Source organism: Microbulbifer sp. VAAF005 (assembly GCF_030012985.1).
Lineage (GTDB): Bacteria > Pseudomonadota > Gammaproteobacteria > Pseudomonadales > Cellvibrionaceae > Microbulbifer.
Genome location: NZ_CP120233.1, coordinates 5,235,813 through 5,253,960, shown reverse-complemented (window position 1 = coordinate 5,253,960; position 18,148 = coordinate 5,235,813). Strand labels below are relative to the sequence as shown.

Annotated in this window: 12 protein-coding genes; 9 read left to right on the top strand and 3 right to left on the bottom strand. The window is 53.1% G+C overall.

Translation table 11 applies throughout. The features are described 5' to 3' along the window. The first annotated feature begins 38 nt into the window (after positions 1-38). Together P0078_RS23655 and rcsF are read left to right on the top strand one after the other, a co-directional pair. Positions 39-938 carry a formylglycine-generating enzyme family protein gene (locus P0078_RS23655; RefSeq protein ID WP_282932309.1) on the top strand — a complete coding sequence of 300 codons (900 nt, stop codon included), beginning with the start codon at positions 39-41 and terminating at the stop codon, positions 936-938. Positions 939-965: 27 nt separating this feature from the next. After that, a complete protein-coding gene (rcsF, locus tag P0078_RS23650) occupies positions 966-1,379 on the top strand; it encodes an Rcs stress response system protein RcsF (RefSeq protein ID WP_282932308.1) in 414 nt (137 codons plus the stop codon). A gap of 147 nt (positions 1,380-1,526) precedes the next feature. On the opposite strand, the gene rlmKL is transcribed toward rcsF, so the two are convergent. After that, positions 1,527-3,725: a bifunctional 23S rRNA (guanine(2069)-N(7))-methyltransferase RlmK/23S rRNA (guanine(2445)-N(2))-methyltransferase RlmL gene (gene rlmKL / locus P0078_RS23645; RefSeq protein WP_282932307.1), complete on the bottom strand. Its 2,199-nt coding sequence runs from the start codon at positions 3,723-3,725 to the stop codon at positions 1,527-1,529. Between the two features lie 434 nt (positions 3,726-4,159). Between rlmKL and rmf the strand changes: the two genes are divergently transcribed. Next, complete coding sequence (gene rmf, locus P0078_RS23640; protein WP_108733677.1) at positions 4,160-4,411, top strand: ribosome modulation factor; 252 nt, start codon at positions 4,160-4,162, stop codon at positions 4,409-4,411. A gap of 63 nt (positions 4,412-4,474) precedes the next feature. Here the strand turns inward: rmf and P0078_RS23635 are convergent, their stop codons facing one another. Continuing rightward, positions 4,475-5,512 (bottom strand): quinone-dependent dihydroorotate dehydrogenase, encoded by a 1,038-nt coding sequence (locus P0078_RS23635; RefSeq protein WP_282932306.1) that lies wholly within the window; start codon positions 5,510-5,512, stop codon positions 4,475-4,477. Positions 5,513-5,615: 103 nt separating this feature from the next. Continuing rightward, positions 5,616-10,505 carry an NAD-glutamate dehydrogenase gene (locus P0078_RS23630; RefSeq protein ID WP_282934674.1) on the bottom strand — a complete coding sequence of 1,630 codons (4,890 nt, stop codon included), beginning with the start codon at positions 10,503-10,505 and terminating at the stop codon, positions 5,616-5,618. A 315-nt stretch (positions 10,506-10,820) separates the two neighbouring features. Here P0078_RS23630 and P0078_RS23625 point away from each other — a divergent pair, with 315 nt between their 5' ends. The 6 genes from P0078_RS23625 to P0078_RS23600 all read left to right on the top strand — a co-directional run bounded on the left by P0078_RS23625 (position 10,821) and on the right by P0078_RS23600 (position 18,115). Then, entirely contained in the window at positions 10,821-11,792 is a 972-nt protein-coding gene (locus P0078_RS23625; protein WP_282932305.1) for an AAA family ATPase, read from the top strand. Continuing rightward, complete coding sequence (locus tag P0078_RS23620) at positions 11,792-12,769, top strand: DUF58 domain-containing protein (protein ID WP_282932304.1); 978 nt, start codon at positions 11,792-11,794, stop codon at positions 12,767-12,769. The genes P0078_RS23625 and P0078_RS23620 overlap by 1 nt, the downstream gene beginning before the upstream one ends. Before the next feature lie 127 nt (positions 12,770-12,896). Then, positions 12,897-13,442, top strand: a complete 546-nt coding sequence (locus tag P0078_RS23615) for a DUF4381 domain-containing protein (protein ID WP_282932303.1) — start codon at positions 12,897-12,899, stop codon at positions 13,440-13,442. Further along, the gene (locus P0078_RS23610) at positions 13,435-14,475 is read left to right on the top strand and encodes a vWA domain-containing protein (RefSeq protein ID WP_282932302.1); all 1,041 of its coding nucleotides are present in this window, start codon (positions 13,435-13,437) and stop codon (positions 14,473-14,475) included. The genes P0078_RS23615 and P0078_RS23610 overlap by 8 nt, the downstream gene beginning before the upstream one ends. Before the next feature lie 2 nt (positions 14,476-14,477). Then, entirely contained in the window at positions 14,478-16,352 is a 1,875-nt protein-coding gene (locus P0078_RS23605) for a VWA domain-containing protein (RefSeq protein WP_282934673.1), read from the top strand. Further along, positions 16,346-18,115 carry a BatD family protein gene (locus P0078_RS23600; RefSeq protein ID WP_282932301.1) on the top strand — a complete coding sequence of 590 codons (1,770 nt, stop codon included), beginning with the start codon at positions 16,346-16,348 and terminating at the stop codon, positions 18,113-18,115. The genes P0078_RS23605 and P0078_RS23600 overlap by 7 nt, the downstream gene beginning before the upstream one ends. The last annotated feature ends 33 nt before the right edge of the window (positions 18,116-18,148 follow it).

Genomic DNA, 18,148 nt, shown 5'->3' with positions numbered 1-18,148 from the left:
CAATAAACACTGAGCCCTCTGATGCTCGTGTACGGATTATGAATATAGCCCCGCGCTACCTACCAGGCCTAGAATTGGGCCCCGGGAGATATGATGTAGAGGTGAGTAAGCCAGGCTTCAGCAAGGTTCGTCAATGGATCGTGCTTGAAGATAAAGACCTGGAAGTGACTTTCAAGCTGGAGCGAGCCTACTTTATTGGCAAGAGATTCCAGTCCAAGTTGTCCTCAGGTGGACTGGGTCCGAAAATGGTCGCTATCGAAGCCGGTAGTTTTACTATGGGCAACAACCAGCGGCGCTTAGCCAGCCCCGCGCACAGGGTACACGTGAAGCAGGACTTTGCCATATCCATCTTTGAAGTCACTTTTACAGAATACGATCGTTTTGCAGAGGCCACTGGCAGTGCCAAGCCAAGCGATGCCGGCTGGGGACGCGGCGATAGACCAGTTATTAATGTAACCTGGCAGGATGCACAGAGGTACGTAGGTTGGCTATCAAAAGAAACGGGCAAGCATTACCGATTGGCCAGCGAAGCCGAATGGGAGTACGCCGCCAAAGGTGGCAATTCACATCAATACTGGTGGGCTTCCAGCGATGCCCGGGGCAAAGCCAATTGTCGCAGAGGTTGCTTTAGCGAATTCACAAAGCTGTTCAGCACCAGTACAGCTCCAGTAGGGCACTATCAGGCGAATCCGTTTGGCCTTTTTGACACAGCAGGGAACGTGGCTGAGTGGGTGGAAGACTGCTACCAAGCTGGATACACCCCTACAAAAACCACATCGACACCAGTAAAAATTAGCGGCTGCCAGCTTCACACTGTAAGAGGTGGATCGATGCGAGACAGTTCTAACAAGATATCTTCTGACTATAGAAAAGGCCTAAATGAAACAGCCCGTGCCAAGGATGTTGGGATACGTGTTGTGATGGAACTTGATCAATAAAACCTAACAATACAAGAAGGAACTTCAGTGCAAAGATTACTACTCGCTACTTCTTTAATCTTACTTACCGGCTGCAACGGTATAGAGATACAGACAAACGCAGGTACATATGTGTCTGACAAGGTTAAATCCACACTGATTGAAGAGTATTCTTTAGCTGAGATTCATCGAAGCAATGGGACATTACTCGGCACCGTATCAGCCAATAGCTGCCAAGCCTTACCCTCCGATGAAAAACCCGAGCCGGCAAGCATCAAAAAGTCACTAAAAATCAAAACCCATAATCTCGGCGGAAACGCCATAGTTTTTGAGAGTTGCACTACACAAAATTCTGCTGGCTGCCTAAAATTTATCGAATGCAACGGCCTCGCTTATATCGTTCCACAGCACAATGAACAAGAGATCGATAACCCACCATACACTCCCAGTCACGCATTTTGATTTTGCGCCGGTAAGCCGACTGCTTTTAGTAGCCCTTAGAGAGCTCCCATAATATCTGCAGACCTGAAGATCTGCAGATATTACTTGCTGTGAATACGCTTACACTAAAATATTTCAGCAATGTGGAGCCCCATTATTCAAGCGAGTTTATTTTACCCGCAGCTCCCAAACATTGTGAATTTTCGGATTGCGCTGAAAATCCTTATCCAGAAGGTTCAGCTTCTCTACCGAGTATTCACAGGAAACGTCCTCATCCATCTTAAAGCTGCGCAAGTTGTTGGAAAACACCAAGCGACCTTGAGGCGACAACAGGGACATACACTGACGAATCAATTTCCCGTGGTCCCTCTGAATATCTAGTACCCCGTTCATCTTGGCGGAATTGGAGAAACTCGGGGGGTCCATGAATATTAAATCGTAATGGCCTTTCCTGTTCTGTTGAGCAGATTCAAGCCACTGCAAACAATCGGCCTCTACCAACTGATGATGATAAGGATCCATGTTATTAGCACGGAAATTTTGTCCCGCCCAGTTTTGATAGGTTCGCGACATATCGACACTAGTGCTCTGCTTGCAACCACCCAGAGCCGCTTGGACTGTCGCACTGGCGGTATAGCAGAAAAGGTTTAGGAATGTTTTACCGGCAGAAATCTCTCGTAGATATTTGCGCACCGGGCGATGATCGAGGAAAAGCCCTGTATCCAGGTAGCTCCACAGATCTACCGCCAACTCAGCACCATACTCCCCAACCCAGAGTTCCTTTCTGGATTCGGTCTGCTTCTGATACTGACTTCCACCCTTACCTCCGCCCTTGTGGCTGTGGCGACGGCGTTCTTTAATACTGATATTCGCGCGAGGCAATTCGAGCACGGACTGAAGGGCCCTTAACAAATCGCGCAAGCGCCCCCGAGCCTTCTCTTCCTCGATAGTGGCCGGCGGACGATACTCCTGCAAATGCGCGTACACGGCGCCATCCAGGGTTTTATAGATATCGATAGCCGCAGCATACTCAGGCAAGTCCGCATCGTAGAGGCGATAACAATCCACGCCACCCCTCGCGGCCCATTTACCCGTAGTGCGCAGATTTTTGCGTAAGCGGTTCGCTACCATCTCCGCCTGGGGTGAAAGCTTCGGCCCAGTAGCTTCACTCGCCGCCGCTCCGCTTTGCGCACGAACCTCAAACATCAGCAACTGACTGGGAATACTGCCATTGTATAACTGGTACTGCTTATGAGAGCGTAAACCGGTGGCATAACCCAGTTCCGGATTGCCGGTAAACACACCGACCAACCAGCCCGGGAACTCCGCTTTTAACTGCCGCCCCAGTTCAAAATAGGTCTCCCGCAAAGCCTCCTGCTCACCCAAGCGCTCACCGTAGGGTGGGTTTGTCAAAACCAATCCCGCTTTGACTTCTCTATGACTCGGTACCCTAAACCCTGCTACTGGGCGGCAACTCACTCGCACCTGGCGCTCCAGACCGGCCCGGGCAATATTAGCTTCAGCCGCAAACAAGACTTTCGCATCGGCATCGTAACCGCGAATCTCTGGCAGTTCGCGAGCCAGGCCAACGCCTTGACGCTGTAATGCCTCCTCGCGAAGCTCATTCCAGATATCGCTTTGGTGGTTCAGCCAACGCTCAAAACCAAAGCTATCCCGCATTAATCCCGGTGCTATATCAGCAGCGATCATCGCCGCCTCCACCAGAATAGTGCCCGAGCCACACATCGGGTCGAGCAATGCTCCACCCTGCTCGGCAATCTTTGGCCAGCCGGCTCGCAGCAACAGTGCTGCCGCAAGGTTCTCTTTCAGTGGGGCTGCACCGATATGGGTTCGGTAGCCACGGCGATGCAAGCTGTCACCGCTTAGATCGATGGCGATATCCAACTTATCCCGATGCAAGCGCAGGGCAACCGTCAAATCTGGATGATGTTTATCAATACTTGGACGGGCTCCCGACTGGCGGCGAAGGCGGTCGACAATAGCATCTTTTGCTTTTTGAGCACCGAACTGACTATTGCGGATCTCTCGATTGGTCCCAGAGAATTGCATCCACAGTTTGCCCGAGGGGCGAATGTGGAGTTCCCAGGGTTGCTCGGCAACTGCTTGGTAAAGGTCTTCAGCGGTGGCTACATGCACCTGCGCCAAACGCAGCATAATGCGGTTTGCCAAGCGACTCCACAGACAGCAGCGGTAAGCCAGCTTCAGGGAGCCGGAAAAATACACTGCCGCCGGCTGCTCCCTTACAGACCCTGCACCCAGGTCGCGTAATTCATTAGCGAGCAGTCCCTCTATTCCCTTGGGACACGTAGCCGTAAACTCAAATTCTTCGGTTTGTAAATCTGTCAAAATACTTACTCATTAAGCTCCTCCTCTGGAGGAAGTTTTGTGCGCCAATAAAGACCGCCCACTTAAAGCTGCCGGCAACGTCTGCGCCGCCAGTACGCACAAATAAAACTTGGAGGCAAAACCTTTACCGCCCCCAACTAGGGAAATTGAGCATTATCGCCTTGCCCAAAAGAGGACGATTATCCCATTTTGTGGCAGAAGAGAATACGCCCTGCCGTTAATTACTACCTGCCCCATAAGTCATACTGTCAACTAGAGATGTTTTCCGATTCCCACGCAGCCACTTTACTCTTACTAATAAGGTGGATTGGGTCGGTCCGTTCAAAGACTTATTTCCTTCACTAAAATTCATTGAGAGACACCCCCAAATAGAGCCGTTTGCGAACCTGCCGACAAACTGTCCACAGACCGACAAAGTAGAGGTGCCGTATACGATGAAACGCCAAAAACGAAATCACGCCGACAGGGCATTTTACAAGGGCTATTTGGCAGCCCTGAACAACAAGTCTATGGATAGCTGCCCATTTGTCGAAGAGGATCCTCATCAGGAGTGGATCAATGGTTGGCGTGAGGGGCGGGAAGATTACTGGAATGGCTTCGACAGAGTGACCAAGGCCCAAAAACTGGAGATTTATGGCGCCGTTTCTACCGACATCCAATACCCTGACGGGTGGAGCACCATTTAGAGATGGCGAGGGGGCTTATCGTCAAAAGCCCCCATTTTCCTAGCAGTCAGCAACTGATACAGCTTACCCTTGCTCTGTTCGGCGACGCTCCAAAGCAATTGCCTCTGCCGCCTCACGAATCAATTCAGGCCCCCGATAGATAAAACCGGTGTACATCTGTACGGCAGTCGCCCCAGCACGAATTTTTTCAGCCGCACTGTCACCATCAAAAATACCGCCAACCCCGATAATCGGGATCTGCTTGCTCAACTCTTTCGATAACAGCTCGATGACCTTGGTGGATTGCGCTCTCAGGGGTTTTCCGCTCAAACCGCCCTCTTCGCTACCATGGGGCAGCTTGGCGACTGAAGACTTATCGATCGTCGTATTGGTAGCGATCACCCCATCGATATCGTACTCACACAGCGCCTCGGCTATCTGCGCCACCGCATCGCCTTCCATATCCGGGGCAATCTTGACGGCAACAGGGACGTAGCGATCACTCTTTTGAGCCAGCTCCATCTGCTTGTCCTTGATGCTGCCCAGCAAGCGATTGAGACTGTCACCAAACTGGAGGTCACGTAGCCCTTTGGTATTGGGAGACGAAACGTTGGCAGTGATGTAGTCGGCGTAGCGGTACACCTGCTCCATACACAGGCAGTAGTCATCGGCGGCCTTTTCCACTGGAGTATCAAAGTTCTTACCCACATTGATCCCCAAAACACCGCTATAACGGCGCTTTTTCACTCTTTCAATCAGGTAGTCAACACCGAGGTTGTTAAAACCCATACGGTTAATAATCGCATCGGCCTCTTCCACCCTAAACAGCCTTGGCAGCGGATTGCCGGGTTGGGGACGCGGTGTCACGGTGCCCACTTCAACAAACCCGAATCCCAGGGCTCCGAAACCATTAAAGGCCTGCGCATTCTTATCCAGACCAGCGGCCAAACCAACCGGGTTGGGTAGAGTGAGCCCCATCAACTCGACCGGATCATCCGGGACCGACTTTTTGTACAGGGACATCAAACCGAGGCGCTCTGCAGCGCCAATGGCATCAATCGACAAATGGTGGGCCCGCTCAGGGTCAAGCGCAAACAAGGCTTTACGCAGTGTTGAATACATACCTTTCCTTACGTGGGGAGGCGAACCCTTCAGAAAACGAAGGGCTCTATCTTGTGATGACGATACTACAGGGGCCTTTGAGCGGCCCCTGGGCTCTATTCCGCTACTGTTCTGCCAGGGTTTCCCGGTCCGCAGTGGCGTGGGCGAGATACATTAGCTCGCGCAAAGCCACAGTGAACATGGCAAAGTCACCGACAGAAGTAGACTTCAACTCGGCAATCATATTGTGCCAGCGTTGAATTGCGGGCGCCATGATAGCGCTCCAGCGGGACATTGCACCCTCTACATCAAGATTTTCAGCCTTGCCTAAGCGAAGAATGTTCACCGCCAGTGTCGACAACTGGCTGTCCAGGTCATCCATACTGGTCTCCCGGGCTTGCGCCTGCCAGAAGCTGTCTACCGGCAAGTCGACGATCAGATTACCAAACCAATGCAGGTTCAACTCATCCGACAGCCTGAAGTAAACCGTGGCAACTTCCTCTACGGGCGTATCGCTAGCTCGCGCCGACTCAGAAATACCCAGTGCCGAGTAGAGGTAGGTGGGCGACGCCGACAGCAGGGCCAGGGCCTCTGGTACCCCTGCTTCCAGGAGTTTCTGGTAGCGCTGCTCCCATTCGTTAAGGGGCTCGCCACTCAAGACCTGCGGCAACGCTGTAATAACCCGCTGTACCGGCTCCTGGAACAGCTCGCAGTTGGTAGCTGGCTCCAACTCATTGCGGCGATTGCGCAGGAACCACCGGGTTGCCCGGCGCACACGGCCTATCATCGAGTTCAGCAGTTCTGTTTGCAGCTCCGCTGGCACCTTGTAGTCCAGCGCAGCCAGCTGCTCCTGGAAGTCGTGCATCTCGTACACATCACGAGCGCTGACATAAGCGGCAGTTACATCGTTCACATCGGCGCCAGTGGCTGTACCGATACGGTTGTAGAAGGTGATACCCATACTGTTAACCATCTCATTGGCGACCTGGGTAGCCACGATCTGGCGCAACAGCGGATGGTCATAGACTTGGTCGCGATAACGCTCGACCAATTTTTCCGGGAATGCAGACTCAACCGCAAAACGCACCCGCTCATTGTCGGTGATTTGTGCATTTTGCAGCTCTTCTTTCAACTTGACCTTAACGTATGAAATTAGAACCGATAATTCGGGGCGGGTCAGGGACTGCCCTTTGTGCTCGCGCTCAGAAATCTGCTCGTTGTCAGGAATAAACTCCAGCGCGCGGTTCAATCGGCCGTCGTCTTCCAAAGTGTTTATAGTTCTGCGGTACTCGTCCAGGCGCTTGGCAACCTGATATTCCGCCACACTGAGGGCAAAAGTCTGCTCATAGTTATTGTGCAGCACCAATTCACCGACAGCATCGGTCATCCCATCCAGCAGCTCATTGCGCTGCTTTTCAGTCAAATCACCCTGGGCAACAACTTTATCCAGAAGGATCTTGATATTTACCTCGTGGTCAGAACAATCCACACCGGCCGCATTATCGATAAAGTCAGTGTTACAACGCCCGCCATTGAGAGCAAACTCAATACGTCCACGCTGGGTCATACCCAGGTTGCCGCCCTCGCCAAAGACTTTGGCACGCAACTCCCGACCATCAACGCGCAAGTGATCATTGGACTTGTCACCAACTTCGGAGTCCGTCTCGGTAGTAGCCTTAACATAAGTGCCAATACCGCCATTCCAGATCAGATCCACCGGCGCTCTGAGCAAGGCACTAATCAGCTCGTTGGGATTCAGTTGATCCTGTTTGATATCAAACGCTTCTTTCATTTCTGGCGTAATAGCAATGGCCTTGGCGCGACGCTCGAAGATACCACCACCTTTGGAAATTAATTTGCGCTCGTAATCTCTCCAGCTCGACCGGGGCAAGGCGAACAAACGCTGGCGCTCTTTAAAGCTGGATTCTGCATCCGGATTGGGGTCCACAAAAATATGCAGGTGGTTAAAGGCCGCTTTCAGGCAGATATGCTCAGACAGCAACATGCCGTTACCAAAAACATCTCCACCCATATCGCCAATGCCGACAACAGAGAAGTTTTCTTTCTGGACATCCACCCCCATCTCACGGAAGTGGCGCTGTACCGATACCCAGGCTCCACGGGCTGTAATACCCATTTTCTTATGGTCGTATCCCTGGCTGCCACCGGAGGCGAAAGCGTCGCCCATCCAGAAGCCATACTCCCCGGCAATGCCGTTGGCAATATCTGAGAAAGTCGCCGTCCCTTTATCCGCAGCCACTACCAGGTAGGGGTCATCCTCATCCCGGCGAACAACATATTTGGGCGGTACAACTTCGCCGTCTTTCAGATTGTCAGTGATATCCAAAAGGCCGCGAATAAAGGTTTTGTAGCAGGAGATTCCCTCTTCCATCATGGCTTCGCGACTGCCATCGGTAGGCGGACGTCGAACAACAAATCCTCCTTTTGCACCACTGGGTACAATAACCGCATTTTTCACCGCTTGGGCTTTTACCAGGCCCAGAACTTCTGTGCGGAAATCTTCCAGTCGGTCAGACCAACGCAGGCCGCCGCGAGCGACTTTACTGCCGCGCAAGTGCACACCTTCCACGCGAGGGGAGTAAACAAAAATCTCAAACTCCGGGCGGGGTTCGGGAATGCCGGGAATATCCCGGGGACTGAATTTGATCGAAATATAATCCTTGGGCTGCCCTTCATCATCCACCTGGAAGAAGTTAGTGCGCAGGGTCGCCAGGATTAATTCCAAATATCGGCGCAGAACCAAATCTTCATTCAGGTTATCAACCGTATCCAAACCATCGTGAATTTTAGCGATCAAGCGCTCGACACGGGGCTGCTCCTGCTTACCAGTGCTTAAACGGGGATCGAACATCGCCCTAAACAAGGCTACCAGGTTGCGGGTGATATCCACGTGGCTGGCCAGGGTAGCGGCAATATAGCTCTGACTGGCACCGGACTTGGTTTGCTTCAGGTAACGAGCGTAGGCGCGAAGCATGGATACTTCGCGCCAGTTAAGCCGGGCGGCCAGCACCAGGCGATTGAAGGCATCGCTTTCCGCCGTGTGATTCCAGATCGCCGCGAACGCATCCTGGAACAGGCCACGGGATGCCTGCGCATCAATTTTGGTGGGCAGACCAAATTCCAGATGGAATTCGTGCATCCACACATCGGTATAGCCACGGGGGCGAATCGTATAGGGGAATTCACCAATAACCCGCAAGCCCAGATTTTCCAGCACGGGAATCACGTCGGAGAGCGTCAGGCCGCTGCCCCAGTTGAATACCTTGAACCGCAGACTGCCCTGAGCTGCCCCCACCGGCTGGTAGAAACTCATTGCTACCCGGTTATCTTCACTGAGGCTCTGAACGGCTGCTACATCCTGCACCGCAATACGAGGCTCAAAGTCTTCACGGTACCCCGCCGGGAAGGCGCGGCCAAAAGTACGATAGAGACGACTGCCCTCTTCTTCCCCGCTATTTTCAATTAGTGATCTTTGGAAAACATCTTCCCAGGAGCGGGTAATATCCACAATTTGCGCCTCCAGCAGCGCGACATCAAAATCAACAGGCTCATCGGGGGACACGCGGAAAACAAAATGAACCCGCGCGAGAATGGATTCGGAGAAGAAAGTGGTGAAGTCCGAGTCCTTCGCATTAATCGCTTTGGCAATATGCGCGCAAATCACCTCGCGCACATCACTGTTAAACAGCTCACGGGGAACGTATACCGTGGCAGTGACGAATTTACCAAAGGGGTCGCGACGCATAAACAGGCGAAGGTGAGCCCGCTCATTTAACTGCAGCACACCCATTACCACGTCAAACAGCTCTTTGGTGCTGCCCTGGAAAAGTTCATCCCTTGGGAAGGTATCAAGAATCCGACGCAGGGCTTTGCCATCGTGCCCCTGCCCGGAGAGACCACTAGACTCGATGATCGAGGCCATCTTGCGACGAATAATCGGAATTTTCGCTGGGCTCTCGGTGTAAACCGGCGAGGTATAAAGCCCCATAAACGCCGCTTCGCCAATCACCTCGCCCTCGGTGTTGTAGCGCTTAATCATCACGTAGTCCGAATAGGCCGTGCGGTGCACCCGGGACTTAACGGAGGACTTGGCAAATGTCAGGTAATTGGGCCCTTGGTAGAAACGCTGCTTGCCCTCACTAAAAGAGGTTTCCAGCATCGGCGCAGCTTCTTCCAGCTTTTTGAAAATACCGAGCCTGCGGTCTTCAACTTCATTGAGGATTTTCTTATCCCCGACAACACTGAACTCGTATTCACGATATCCCAGGAAGGTGAAGTTACCGTCGCGCATCCACTGCAAAAATGCACTGGCTTCCAATAGGTTGGTGTCTTCGTCTGGAAGCCCCGCCTGTAACTGCCCCTCCATTGCGCTGCAGGTTTCCAGCATTGGGACATAGTCGTCCACCACCAGTTCCACATCGCCGAGCACGTCTTTTAAGCCAGTCATCAAACCTGAAGCGAATTCAGATGAAGTGTCGTGATTAATCTCGACATAAATCATCGCTTCGTTCGTAATGCGCTTCCCTTTTGCCTGCGGCTTTTCGCCCAGCAACTCTTCCTCTGTCGGCAACAGGCGAGTCAGTTTCCCCTTGGCATCACGCTCGACTCGAACTACCGTACTCTTTATCGAGTGAGTCACTGTATTTCGACGATTGATCTCCATGCGAATGGAGTCCACCAGAAATGGCATATCCCGCTGCAGCACACCAATGACTGTATGCGAGCACTCCCAACCATCATCTTCGAGGCGGGGGTTAAAGACCTTCACCTTGGGTAGGCCGCCCGGGCGCTGTTGAATAAAGTTCCACCAGGTGTATATGCAGCCATAGACGTCGACAAGACGACGGCCGGCCAGATCCTCTAATGGGTACTGATTGAGGAACTGCTGGGCAAAAGCCACAACGGGTTCGGCTTCGCTGGTCAGCTTGTCACGAATCAGCTCGCAAATCTGCGCAACTAATTCTTCACGGCTGTCGGTAATAACCGTCGCCATATTCACGGGGAACCTCCCAATCTCATTTTTGTCACATCGAATCCAAACACTGTAGATCCGAAAAGGTCATCATCTCAGCCCATACGCAGCTGCAGGGTTGAGTCCTAAAAATTACACTTTCAGTCAGACGGTGAGGAGAAGTCCATTCCACCTCAGAATCTAGTCGGCTCGGCAGAGGCCTACATCTCAAGAGTTGCCTCTTCATTTGGTGCCGCTAAAATCATCAGTCGCCACCTTCTCGGCGGCGACTATATATAGATGGTAGAAAGCCAGCCAGGTCCGTGCGGCGGCTAAATTCTCAGAAGAAGAGATACTATGGAAGCAAACCAGACTATTAGGGATCATATCGCCGCTTTGGGCGATTGGTTGGAAGAGCAGATTATCGGTCAAGAGAGATTGGTTAACCGATTGCTGATCGCCATGCTGGCCGATGGCCACCTTTTGGTGGAGGGAGCGCCAGGCCTGGCCAAAACCAAGGCCATTAAAACACTGGGCGAAGCTATTGAGGGTGACTTCCATCGCGTTCAATTTACGCCAGATCTGCTTCCGGCGGATATTACCGGCACCGACATTTACCGGCCGGAAACCGGAGAGTTCCATTTTCAACCAGGTCCAGTGTTTCACAACCTGATACTGGCCGATGAGATTAACCGCGCGCCAGCCAAAGTTCAGTCGGCGCTGCTCGAAGCTATGGCAGAACGGCAGATCAGTGTCGGCCGAAAAACTTATCCCCTTCCCCAGTTATTTTTGGTAATGGCTACCCAAAACCCTATTGAGCAGGAAGGGACTTATCCTCTGCCAGAGGCACAATTAGATAGATTCCTAATGCAGGTAAATCTTGCCTATCCCAATGCGGAGGCGGAAGCAAAAATCCTGCGCCTGGCCAGATCCGAGGCTAGCCTTGGCGAAAATCGCCCCACTGAAATTATCAGCCAAGAAACCATTCTTCAGGCGCGCAACCAAATTCTGGAAATGCAGATGGTTGAGGCCGTGGAAACCTATACTGTCCAACTTGTCATTGCTACTCGCGAGCCGGCGAAGTATGACAGCGAGCTGGCGTCATGGCTAGATTTTGGTGCAAGTCCGAGAGCAACAATTGCACTGGATCGCTGCGCGCGCGCTCACGCCTGGCTCGCCGGGCGCGACTACGTCACCCCAGATGATGTGATGAATGTCGCTCCCGATATTTTACGCCACCGGCTCCTGTTGAGTTTTGAGGCGGAAGCGGCGGGAATTACTACCGACCAGGTAATTGAGCGATTACTTCAACAGGTGCCTGCGATCTGATGTCCGCTGAAGCACCCCCAACTGAACTCGAACTGCGCGGGGCTTACCCTGAAGTAACGCCGCTGGTGCAAATGCGTTACGCCGCACGGCAGCTGCAATTATTCAAGCCGCGCCTGGCCCGCAGTGATCAGGCCGGCAGCCTGCTCACTCGCTATCGCGGCCGCGGCATGAATTTTGAGGAAGTGCGGAACTACCAGGCAGGCGATGATGTGCGCTCCATTGACTGGCGCGTAACAGCTCGAACCGGCCAAACCCACACCAAACTTTACCAAGAGGAGCGCGAACGCCCGGTAGTTATCCTGTTGGATTTGCGCTCGCCGATGTTTTTTGGCAGCCAAAGGGCATTTAAATCGGTGACGGCAAGCGGCATCGCTGCAGCCCTGGGTTGGGCTGGCTTACAGCACAGTGATCGGATCGGGGCGCTACTTTTCTCCGACCGGGAAATAGATACAGTGCGCCCGCGCCGCAGCCACCACGCCGTACTTTCGATGATCCACAGTACGGTTGCCCGCGCTGCGGAACTGAACAGCCCCATCCCCGAACAGGGCAACCAAACACTGAAAACATTGCTGGAGGAAGCGCGAAGAATCGCACGCCCCGGTAGTGCGCTCTTTTTAATCAGTGATTGTCACGATCTCGACGAGAGCTGCTCACAGCCACTCTATCTTTTATCCCGCCATGCCGACCTCCAGGTACTGAGGGTATCGGACCCGCTGGAGCAACATCTGCCCGGCCAATCCCTCACTATATCTGACGGTCGCCAGCGCACATTCCTTCATGCCGGCAATCGGCCGGTACACGAACATTTTGCCGAAAAGCAAGCCCGCGCCCGCGCCGAGGTTGAACAACTATGCCGGCGTTATCGGCTGCCGTTGCTGGACTTTGATAACACCCAACCGCTTATTCCAGCACTGATGTCCGTCTACGGCTCGCGGCAAAGAAATAATGGCTGGCAAAATACGAGAAGGCCCAAGTAGTAATGAGTTTGAAAGTGCAGAAAAAGCTAGTCGCCAGCGTTTTGGCGAACCAAGGAGCGAAGGCAAAACGCACTGGCAATTTAATTGAGGGCCAGTCGTGATAAAAGGAAGTCTTCTGGCAAAACAAATGCAATCCCCAACACCGCAAGCGCCTTCGCCCGAGGCCCAGGAACTGTTATCGCAACTCCGCGATATACAAGAGCCCAATGCGGTTAATTGGTGGCCACCCGCTCCAGGCTGGTGGATGTTGGCCGTATTAATTCTTGTCTGTGTGGCCGCCGCTGCCCTATGGTGGCGGCAGCGGCGCAAAAAAATTGAACGCAATCGCTATCGTGTCGAAGCAGCCTCACTGCTCGCCGCAGTAAATACTGAGGAGGTGGATGCAGTTCCAGAAATTAATGAAATACTTAAGCGAGTGGCAGTTACAACATACAGTCGCACAGAGTGCGGCAATCTTATCGGCACAGCATGGGTCGAATTCCTGAAAAAGTCAGCCCCACTCGAGTGCCCCTCTGATGCGCAACAAGCACTCGTCGAAAACCTCTATCGTGGCAGCTGTGACCCAGACAAAAACCGAGCGCTACAGGAATATGCCATTTTGTGGGTGAAGCAGCACGGACAACCCACCCAAAACAGCCCGCAACACCAAGGCGGGGAGGCCGCGCATGTTTGAATTCGCCTGGCCATGGGTTTTCTTTTTAGCCCCACTCCCGCTACTCGCTCGCTGGCTGCTACCCCGCTCCAAACCCATGAGCAGCGCCCTGAAGGTGCCATTTTATTCTGAGCTATCCCAACGCGGCGGCGGCGAACAAAGCAATCTGCTCAATCTCTTTTTGCTGATTCTGATCTGGCTGCTTTTAATCAGCGCCGCAGCCCGTCCCCGGTGGTATGGGGAGCCGATATCTCAACCCAGCAGCGCAAGGGATCTCCTTATTGCCGTAGATATTTCAGGCAGCATGGAAACGCCCGATATGGTAATTAATGGCCGACCGGCGATGCGTATCAATGCAGTAAAACAGGTGGTTGGTGACTTTGTTGAACGGCGTAAAGGTGACCGTTTGGGGTTGGTATTGTTTGGTACTCGCGCCTACCTGCAAGCCCCACTCACTTATGACAGGGAGACGGTAGAAACTCTACTAAAAGAGGCCCAGATCGGCTTTGCTGGACAGGGAACTGCCATCGGTGATGCCATTGGGCTATCGGTCAAACGCCTGACCCAACGCCCCGCAGAGCAACGCGTGCTGATACTCCTCACCGATGGCGCCAACACCGCGGGGGAAGTCTCCCCGCTCAAAGCTGCCGAGCTGGCACAACAAGCGGGCATTACGGTTTACACCATCGGTGTAGGTGCCGACGAAATGGTTCAACCCGGCCTTCTGGGGAGCCGTTTTGGCAGCCGTAGAATTAACCCTTCGCGAGATCTCGACAGCAAGACACTCAAGGAAATTGCCGACAAAACTGGAGGCCGCTATTTCCGCGCCCACAACCCGCAGGAGCTGGCAGAAATCTATGCCGAACTGGATAAGTTAGAACCTGTCGAACAAGAAGCGGAAAGTTACCGCCCCATGAAGTCCCTGTTCACCTGGCCCCTTAGTATCGCCCTACTACTGGCTGGAATTTGGGCCCTGATTCCCCTGGCGAGCAATTTTCAGCTCCCTGCCAGACGAGAAGAAATAAGTCGTAACAATGGAGGTCAAGCCCAGTGAATATGCTCGACCTAATCCAATCCTTCCACTTCCTGCGCCCAGGGGTTCTGTGGCTGCTAATTCCCGCAGCACTACTCTGTTGGGGATTGGCAAAGATGGTGCTCAACAGCGCTCAACTGCAAAAGGTCATAGACCCAGATCTGCTGCCCCACCTTCTACTGCGCGGCGGCAGTAAAAGACCCTGGTTATTTGCATTAATATTTGCGCTGCTGGTCGCGATGATTATCGCTCTGGGCGGCCCCGCCTGGCGCAAGCTGCCAACCCCGGTGTACAGCAACCAGGATGCCGTGGTAATACTGCTAGACTTGTCACCGTCCATGATGGCGACAGATCTCTCGCCCAATCGACTAACCCGCGCCCGCCTTAAAATTTTGGATATTTTGCGCCAGAGAAAAGACGGCCTCACCGCGCTCGTCGCCTATGCCGGAGAAGCCCATGTCGTCACCCCTCTTACCGAGGACACGGCTACTATCGCCAATCTGGTACCCGCGTTGTCGCCCTCAATCATGCCCGTCCCCGGCAGCAATATCGAAATGGCCGTCGATACCGGGATTCGCCTGTTAAAGGATGGAGCCGCAGGACGCGGGCAATTACTTGCCGTTACCGACGGCATAGACTCAATGGCCGCCGATGAGGTTGCCAAAGCTCTGTCCAACGCAAAAGTTGAGATGAGCGTACTCGCCGTGGGCAGCGGCGAGGGCAGCCCCATCCCACGGGGGAATACCGGTGGATTTGTGACTGATAGTAAAGGGGCCATCGTCATCTCCAATTTCGATGCCAGTGAGCTTCGCCAGCTCGCCCAGTCCAGCGGGGGGCGTTTTGCCAAAATTACGGTAAATGACAGCGATATCGACTATTTACTGCCTCAAACTGACAGCCCGCAACAAGCGCAGCTCACTGAAAGGGAGTTCGACCAATGGCGGGATGAAGGGCCCTTATTGCTGCTTTTAATACTACCTTTTGCAGCCCTACTCTTCCGTCGGGGAGCTCTGGCATGCGCCCTGCCCTTACTGTTGATAACTGGGATTTCAAGTGAAAGCCAGGCTATTGAATGGCAGGATTTTTGGCAACGCAAAGACCAGCAAGGCCAGCGCCTACTGGAAGAGGGACAGCCGGCCGAGGCCGCGCAAGAATTTCACAACCCCGAATGGAAAGGCACTGCCAACTATCGCGCAGGCAATTACGCAGAGGCCCAGGAGAATTTCGCCCAAAGTAATAATTCACAGAGCTTGTACAATCTTGGCAACAGCCTGGTGCAACAGGGGGACTACGATAAAGCTATCGAGGCTTACGATGAAGCCCTGCAAAAGCAGCCCGAGTTTGCCGATGCCGAGCACAATCGAGAAATTGCTGAAAAGCTGAAAGAGCTGCAAGAAAAACAGCAGCAATCCCAACAGCAGTCCGGTGAACAGCAGCAAAGCGAGCAGGAACAGGGCCAGCAGCAGAGCCAGGAACAACAGCAAAACCAAGAGCAGCAAGCTGAGAACAACGAACAGCAGTCCAGCGAGCAGCAACAACAGGGCAATAATCAACAGCCCTCTGGTTCACCAGAGTCCTCTGAGCAACAGCCCCAAGGTGAGGAGCAGCAGGGCTCCCAAGAAAAGGGCCAGGAAGAGCAGGAGAGCGAACAACAACAGCAAGGTGAACAACAGGGTGAAGAACAACCGCCGCAAGGGGAATCGCAGCCTACTGGGGCTGAAGAAAGCCCACTCGACCAGGAAACCCAACAAGCCCTGGACCAATGGCTCCGTCAAATTCCCGATGATCCAGCCGGCCTGATGCGCGAGAAGTTCAAATACGAGAGCCTGCAAAGGCGCCGTGCCTATCGCAGCGGAGAGTGGGAGCCGCCGGAAAATGGGGCGACACAAAGATGGTAAAGAACAGTAGAACAATGTCGCTGGATTCAAGGACACTGATTTCAAAAATGCCTATGGACGCAATCATTAACAACCGAATAAAACTTTGGAGCCTCCCACTCAGCCACGCCTTCGCTTTGCTACTTCTTGCAATAGCACTTTGTCTGTCGACACCGGTTTTAGCAAGCGATCTCAGCGCAACGGTCGACAGAGATAAGATTGGAATTGATGAGACAGTCAATTTACGTGTGCGCTATTCAGGAGACAAAAGTGGTGGACAACCGGACTTTGACTTGCTGGAACAGGATTTCGATATTCTCTCACGCCAACAGTCCAATCAGTATCGCGTTATCAATGGCCGTGCAGAGAGTTTTGTCGAGTGGGTACTGGCGCTAGCCCCCAAACGGGAAGGCAAACTGTTTATCCCCTCTTTTAACTATCAAGGAGAGGTTTCCGATGCGGTTCCCGTCACGGTCACCGAGGCACAAAGTGGACCTAACGGCGGTGAAAAGCAGGCTTTTCTGGAAGTAACACTCGACAAGGAAAAGGTCTATGTCCAAGAGCAACTGCTGGTAAAAATTCGCCTGTACACCACTATCGGCTTACACGATATCGCAACAGAGCCTCTCAAGGTTGCCGGCGCTCATGCAGAAAAAGTCGATGAGCAGCGATATGAGCGCAAGCTCAATGACGTGAGCCATGCGGTTTACGAAGTTACCTACGCCGTTTTCCCAGATAGCTCAGGCAAGCTCAGCATCCCCGCACTTACCTACGTGGCCATCGCTGGGCGCAGGGATCCCTTCTCCCTATTTAATCGCAACAGCCAAAGGCTTCGACTTCGCTCCCAGGAGAAGTCTATTGAAGTGCTGCCAAAACCCGCTGACTACTCTGGCAGCCAATGGCTGCCCGCTGCCAGTCTCGGCATTGTTCAAAGCTGGAGCCAGGACCCGGACACCTTTGCCGTAGGCGAACCTATTACCCGAATTCTTACCGTACGTGCCGAAGGGCTCAGGGCCGCACAGTTGCCCCCACTTCCCAAACTCAACGTGGATGGCCTTAAAACTTACCCCGATCAACCGCAACAAGAAGACCAGGTTGGGCCCAACGGCGTTACCGGAAGCCGTATTGAGACAACCGCGATTGTGGCTACACAACCCGGGGACTACGAGCTTCCTCCTGTCACTGTGACCTGGTGGGATACAAAAAGCCAACGACAACGCACCACTCAACTACCGGCATTCCGCTTCTCAGTTTCCGGTACTGCTGCTGCAGTAACCAGCGACAATGAAACCAGTGCTAAAGTACCTCAGTCAGCTACACCCACTGAACAAGTCGGTACGGTGAGCCATTTTTGGCGCAACCTGGCTATTATCGCGATTGCCTCTCACTTACTGTGGGTGCTGTACTTTTTCTTTCAGAGGCGCAAACCCGCCCAGCAAATACCGAGCAACCACACCCAGGCTCCCGACTTACAACGTGAAACCCGTGCCCTTAAAAAAGCTCTGGAGAGTGAGAACCCCATCCATATCCAGCAAGCCACTTTAAAGTGGCTTGCTGCAAAGTGGCCGCAAGTAAATGGGAAGAGCTTGGCTGAGACCGCGAGGCAACTGAACATCCCTGAGCTGGATCAGCTCCAAGCAGTTCTGGACGCCGCTATTTACAAGTCACCAGCTAGTCCTTTGGACATCAATAAGGTGAAAGCAATAGTCGACTTACTACTGAACGCGAAACCTAAAAGTGAACCCCGTGAAGCAGATAGCGCCCTGCCCTCACTGTTCTCTTAACAGGAGCCACTTCAAATCAAACAGGGAAAGGTT

Bases quoted from the DNA above. Each gene is read 5' to 3' on its own strand.
- P0078_RS23620 (WP_282932304.1), top strand. From the start codon at position 11,792: ATGTCCGCTGAAGCACCCCCAACTGAACTCGAACTGCGCGGGGCTTAC.
- P0078_RS23610 (WP_282932302.1), top strand. From the start codon at position 13,435: ATGTTTGAATTCGCCTGGCCATGGGTTTTCTTTTTAGCCCCACTCCCG.
- P0078_RS23600 (WP_282932301.1), top strand. From the start codon at position 16,346: ATGGTAAAGAACAGTAGAACAATGTCGCTGGATTCAAGGACACTGATT.
- P0078_RS23630 (WP_282934674.1), bottom strand. From the start codon at position 10,505: ATGGCGACGGTTATTACCGACAGCCGTGAAGAATTAGTTGCGCAGATT.
- P0078_RS23605 (WP_282934673.1), top strand. From the start codon at position 14,478: ATGCTCGACCTAATCCAATCCTTCCACTTCCTGCGCCCAGGGGTTCTG.
- P0078_RS23625 (WP_282932305.1), top strand. From the start codon at position 10,821: ATGGAAGCAAACCAGACTATTAGGGATCATATCGCCGCTTTGGGCGAT.
- rmf (WP_108733677.1), top strand. From the start codon at position 4,160: ATGAAACGCCAAAAACGAAATCACGCCGACAGGGCATTTTACAAGGGC.
- P0078_RS23635 (WP_282932306.1), bottom strand. From the start codon at position 5,512: ATGTATTCAACACTGCGTAAAGCCTTGTTTGCGCTTGACCCTGAGCGG.
- P0078_RS23655 (WP_282932309.1), top strand. From the start codon at position 39: ATGAATATAGCCCCGCGCTACCTACCAGGCCTAGAATTGGGCCCCGGG.
- P0078_RS23615 (WP_282932303.1), top strand. From the start codon at position 12,897: ATGCAATCCCCAACACCGCAAGCGCCTTCGCCCGAGGCCCAGGAACTG.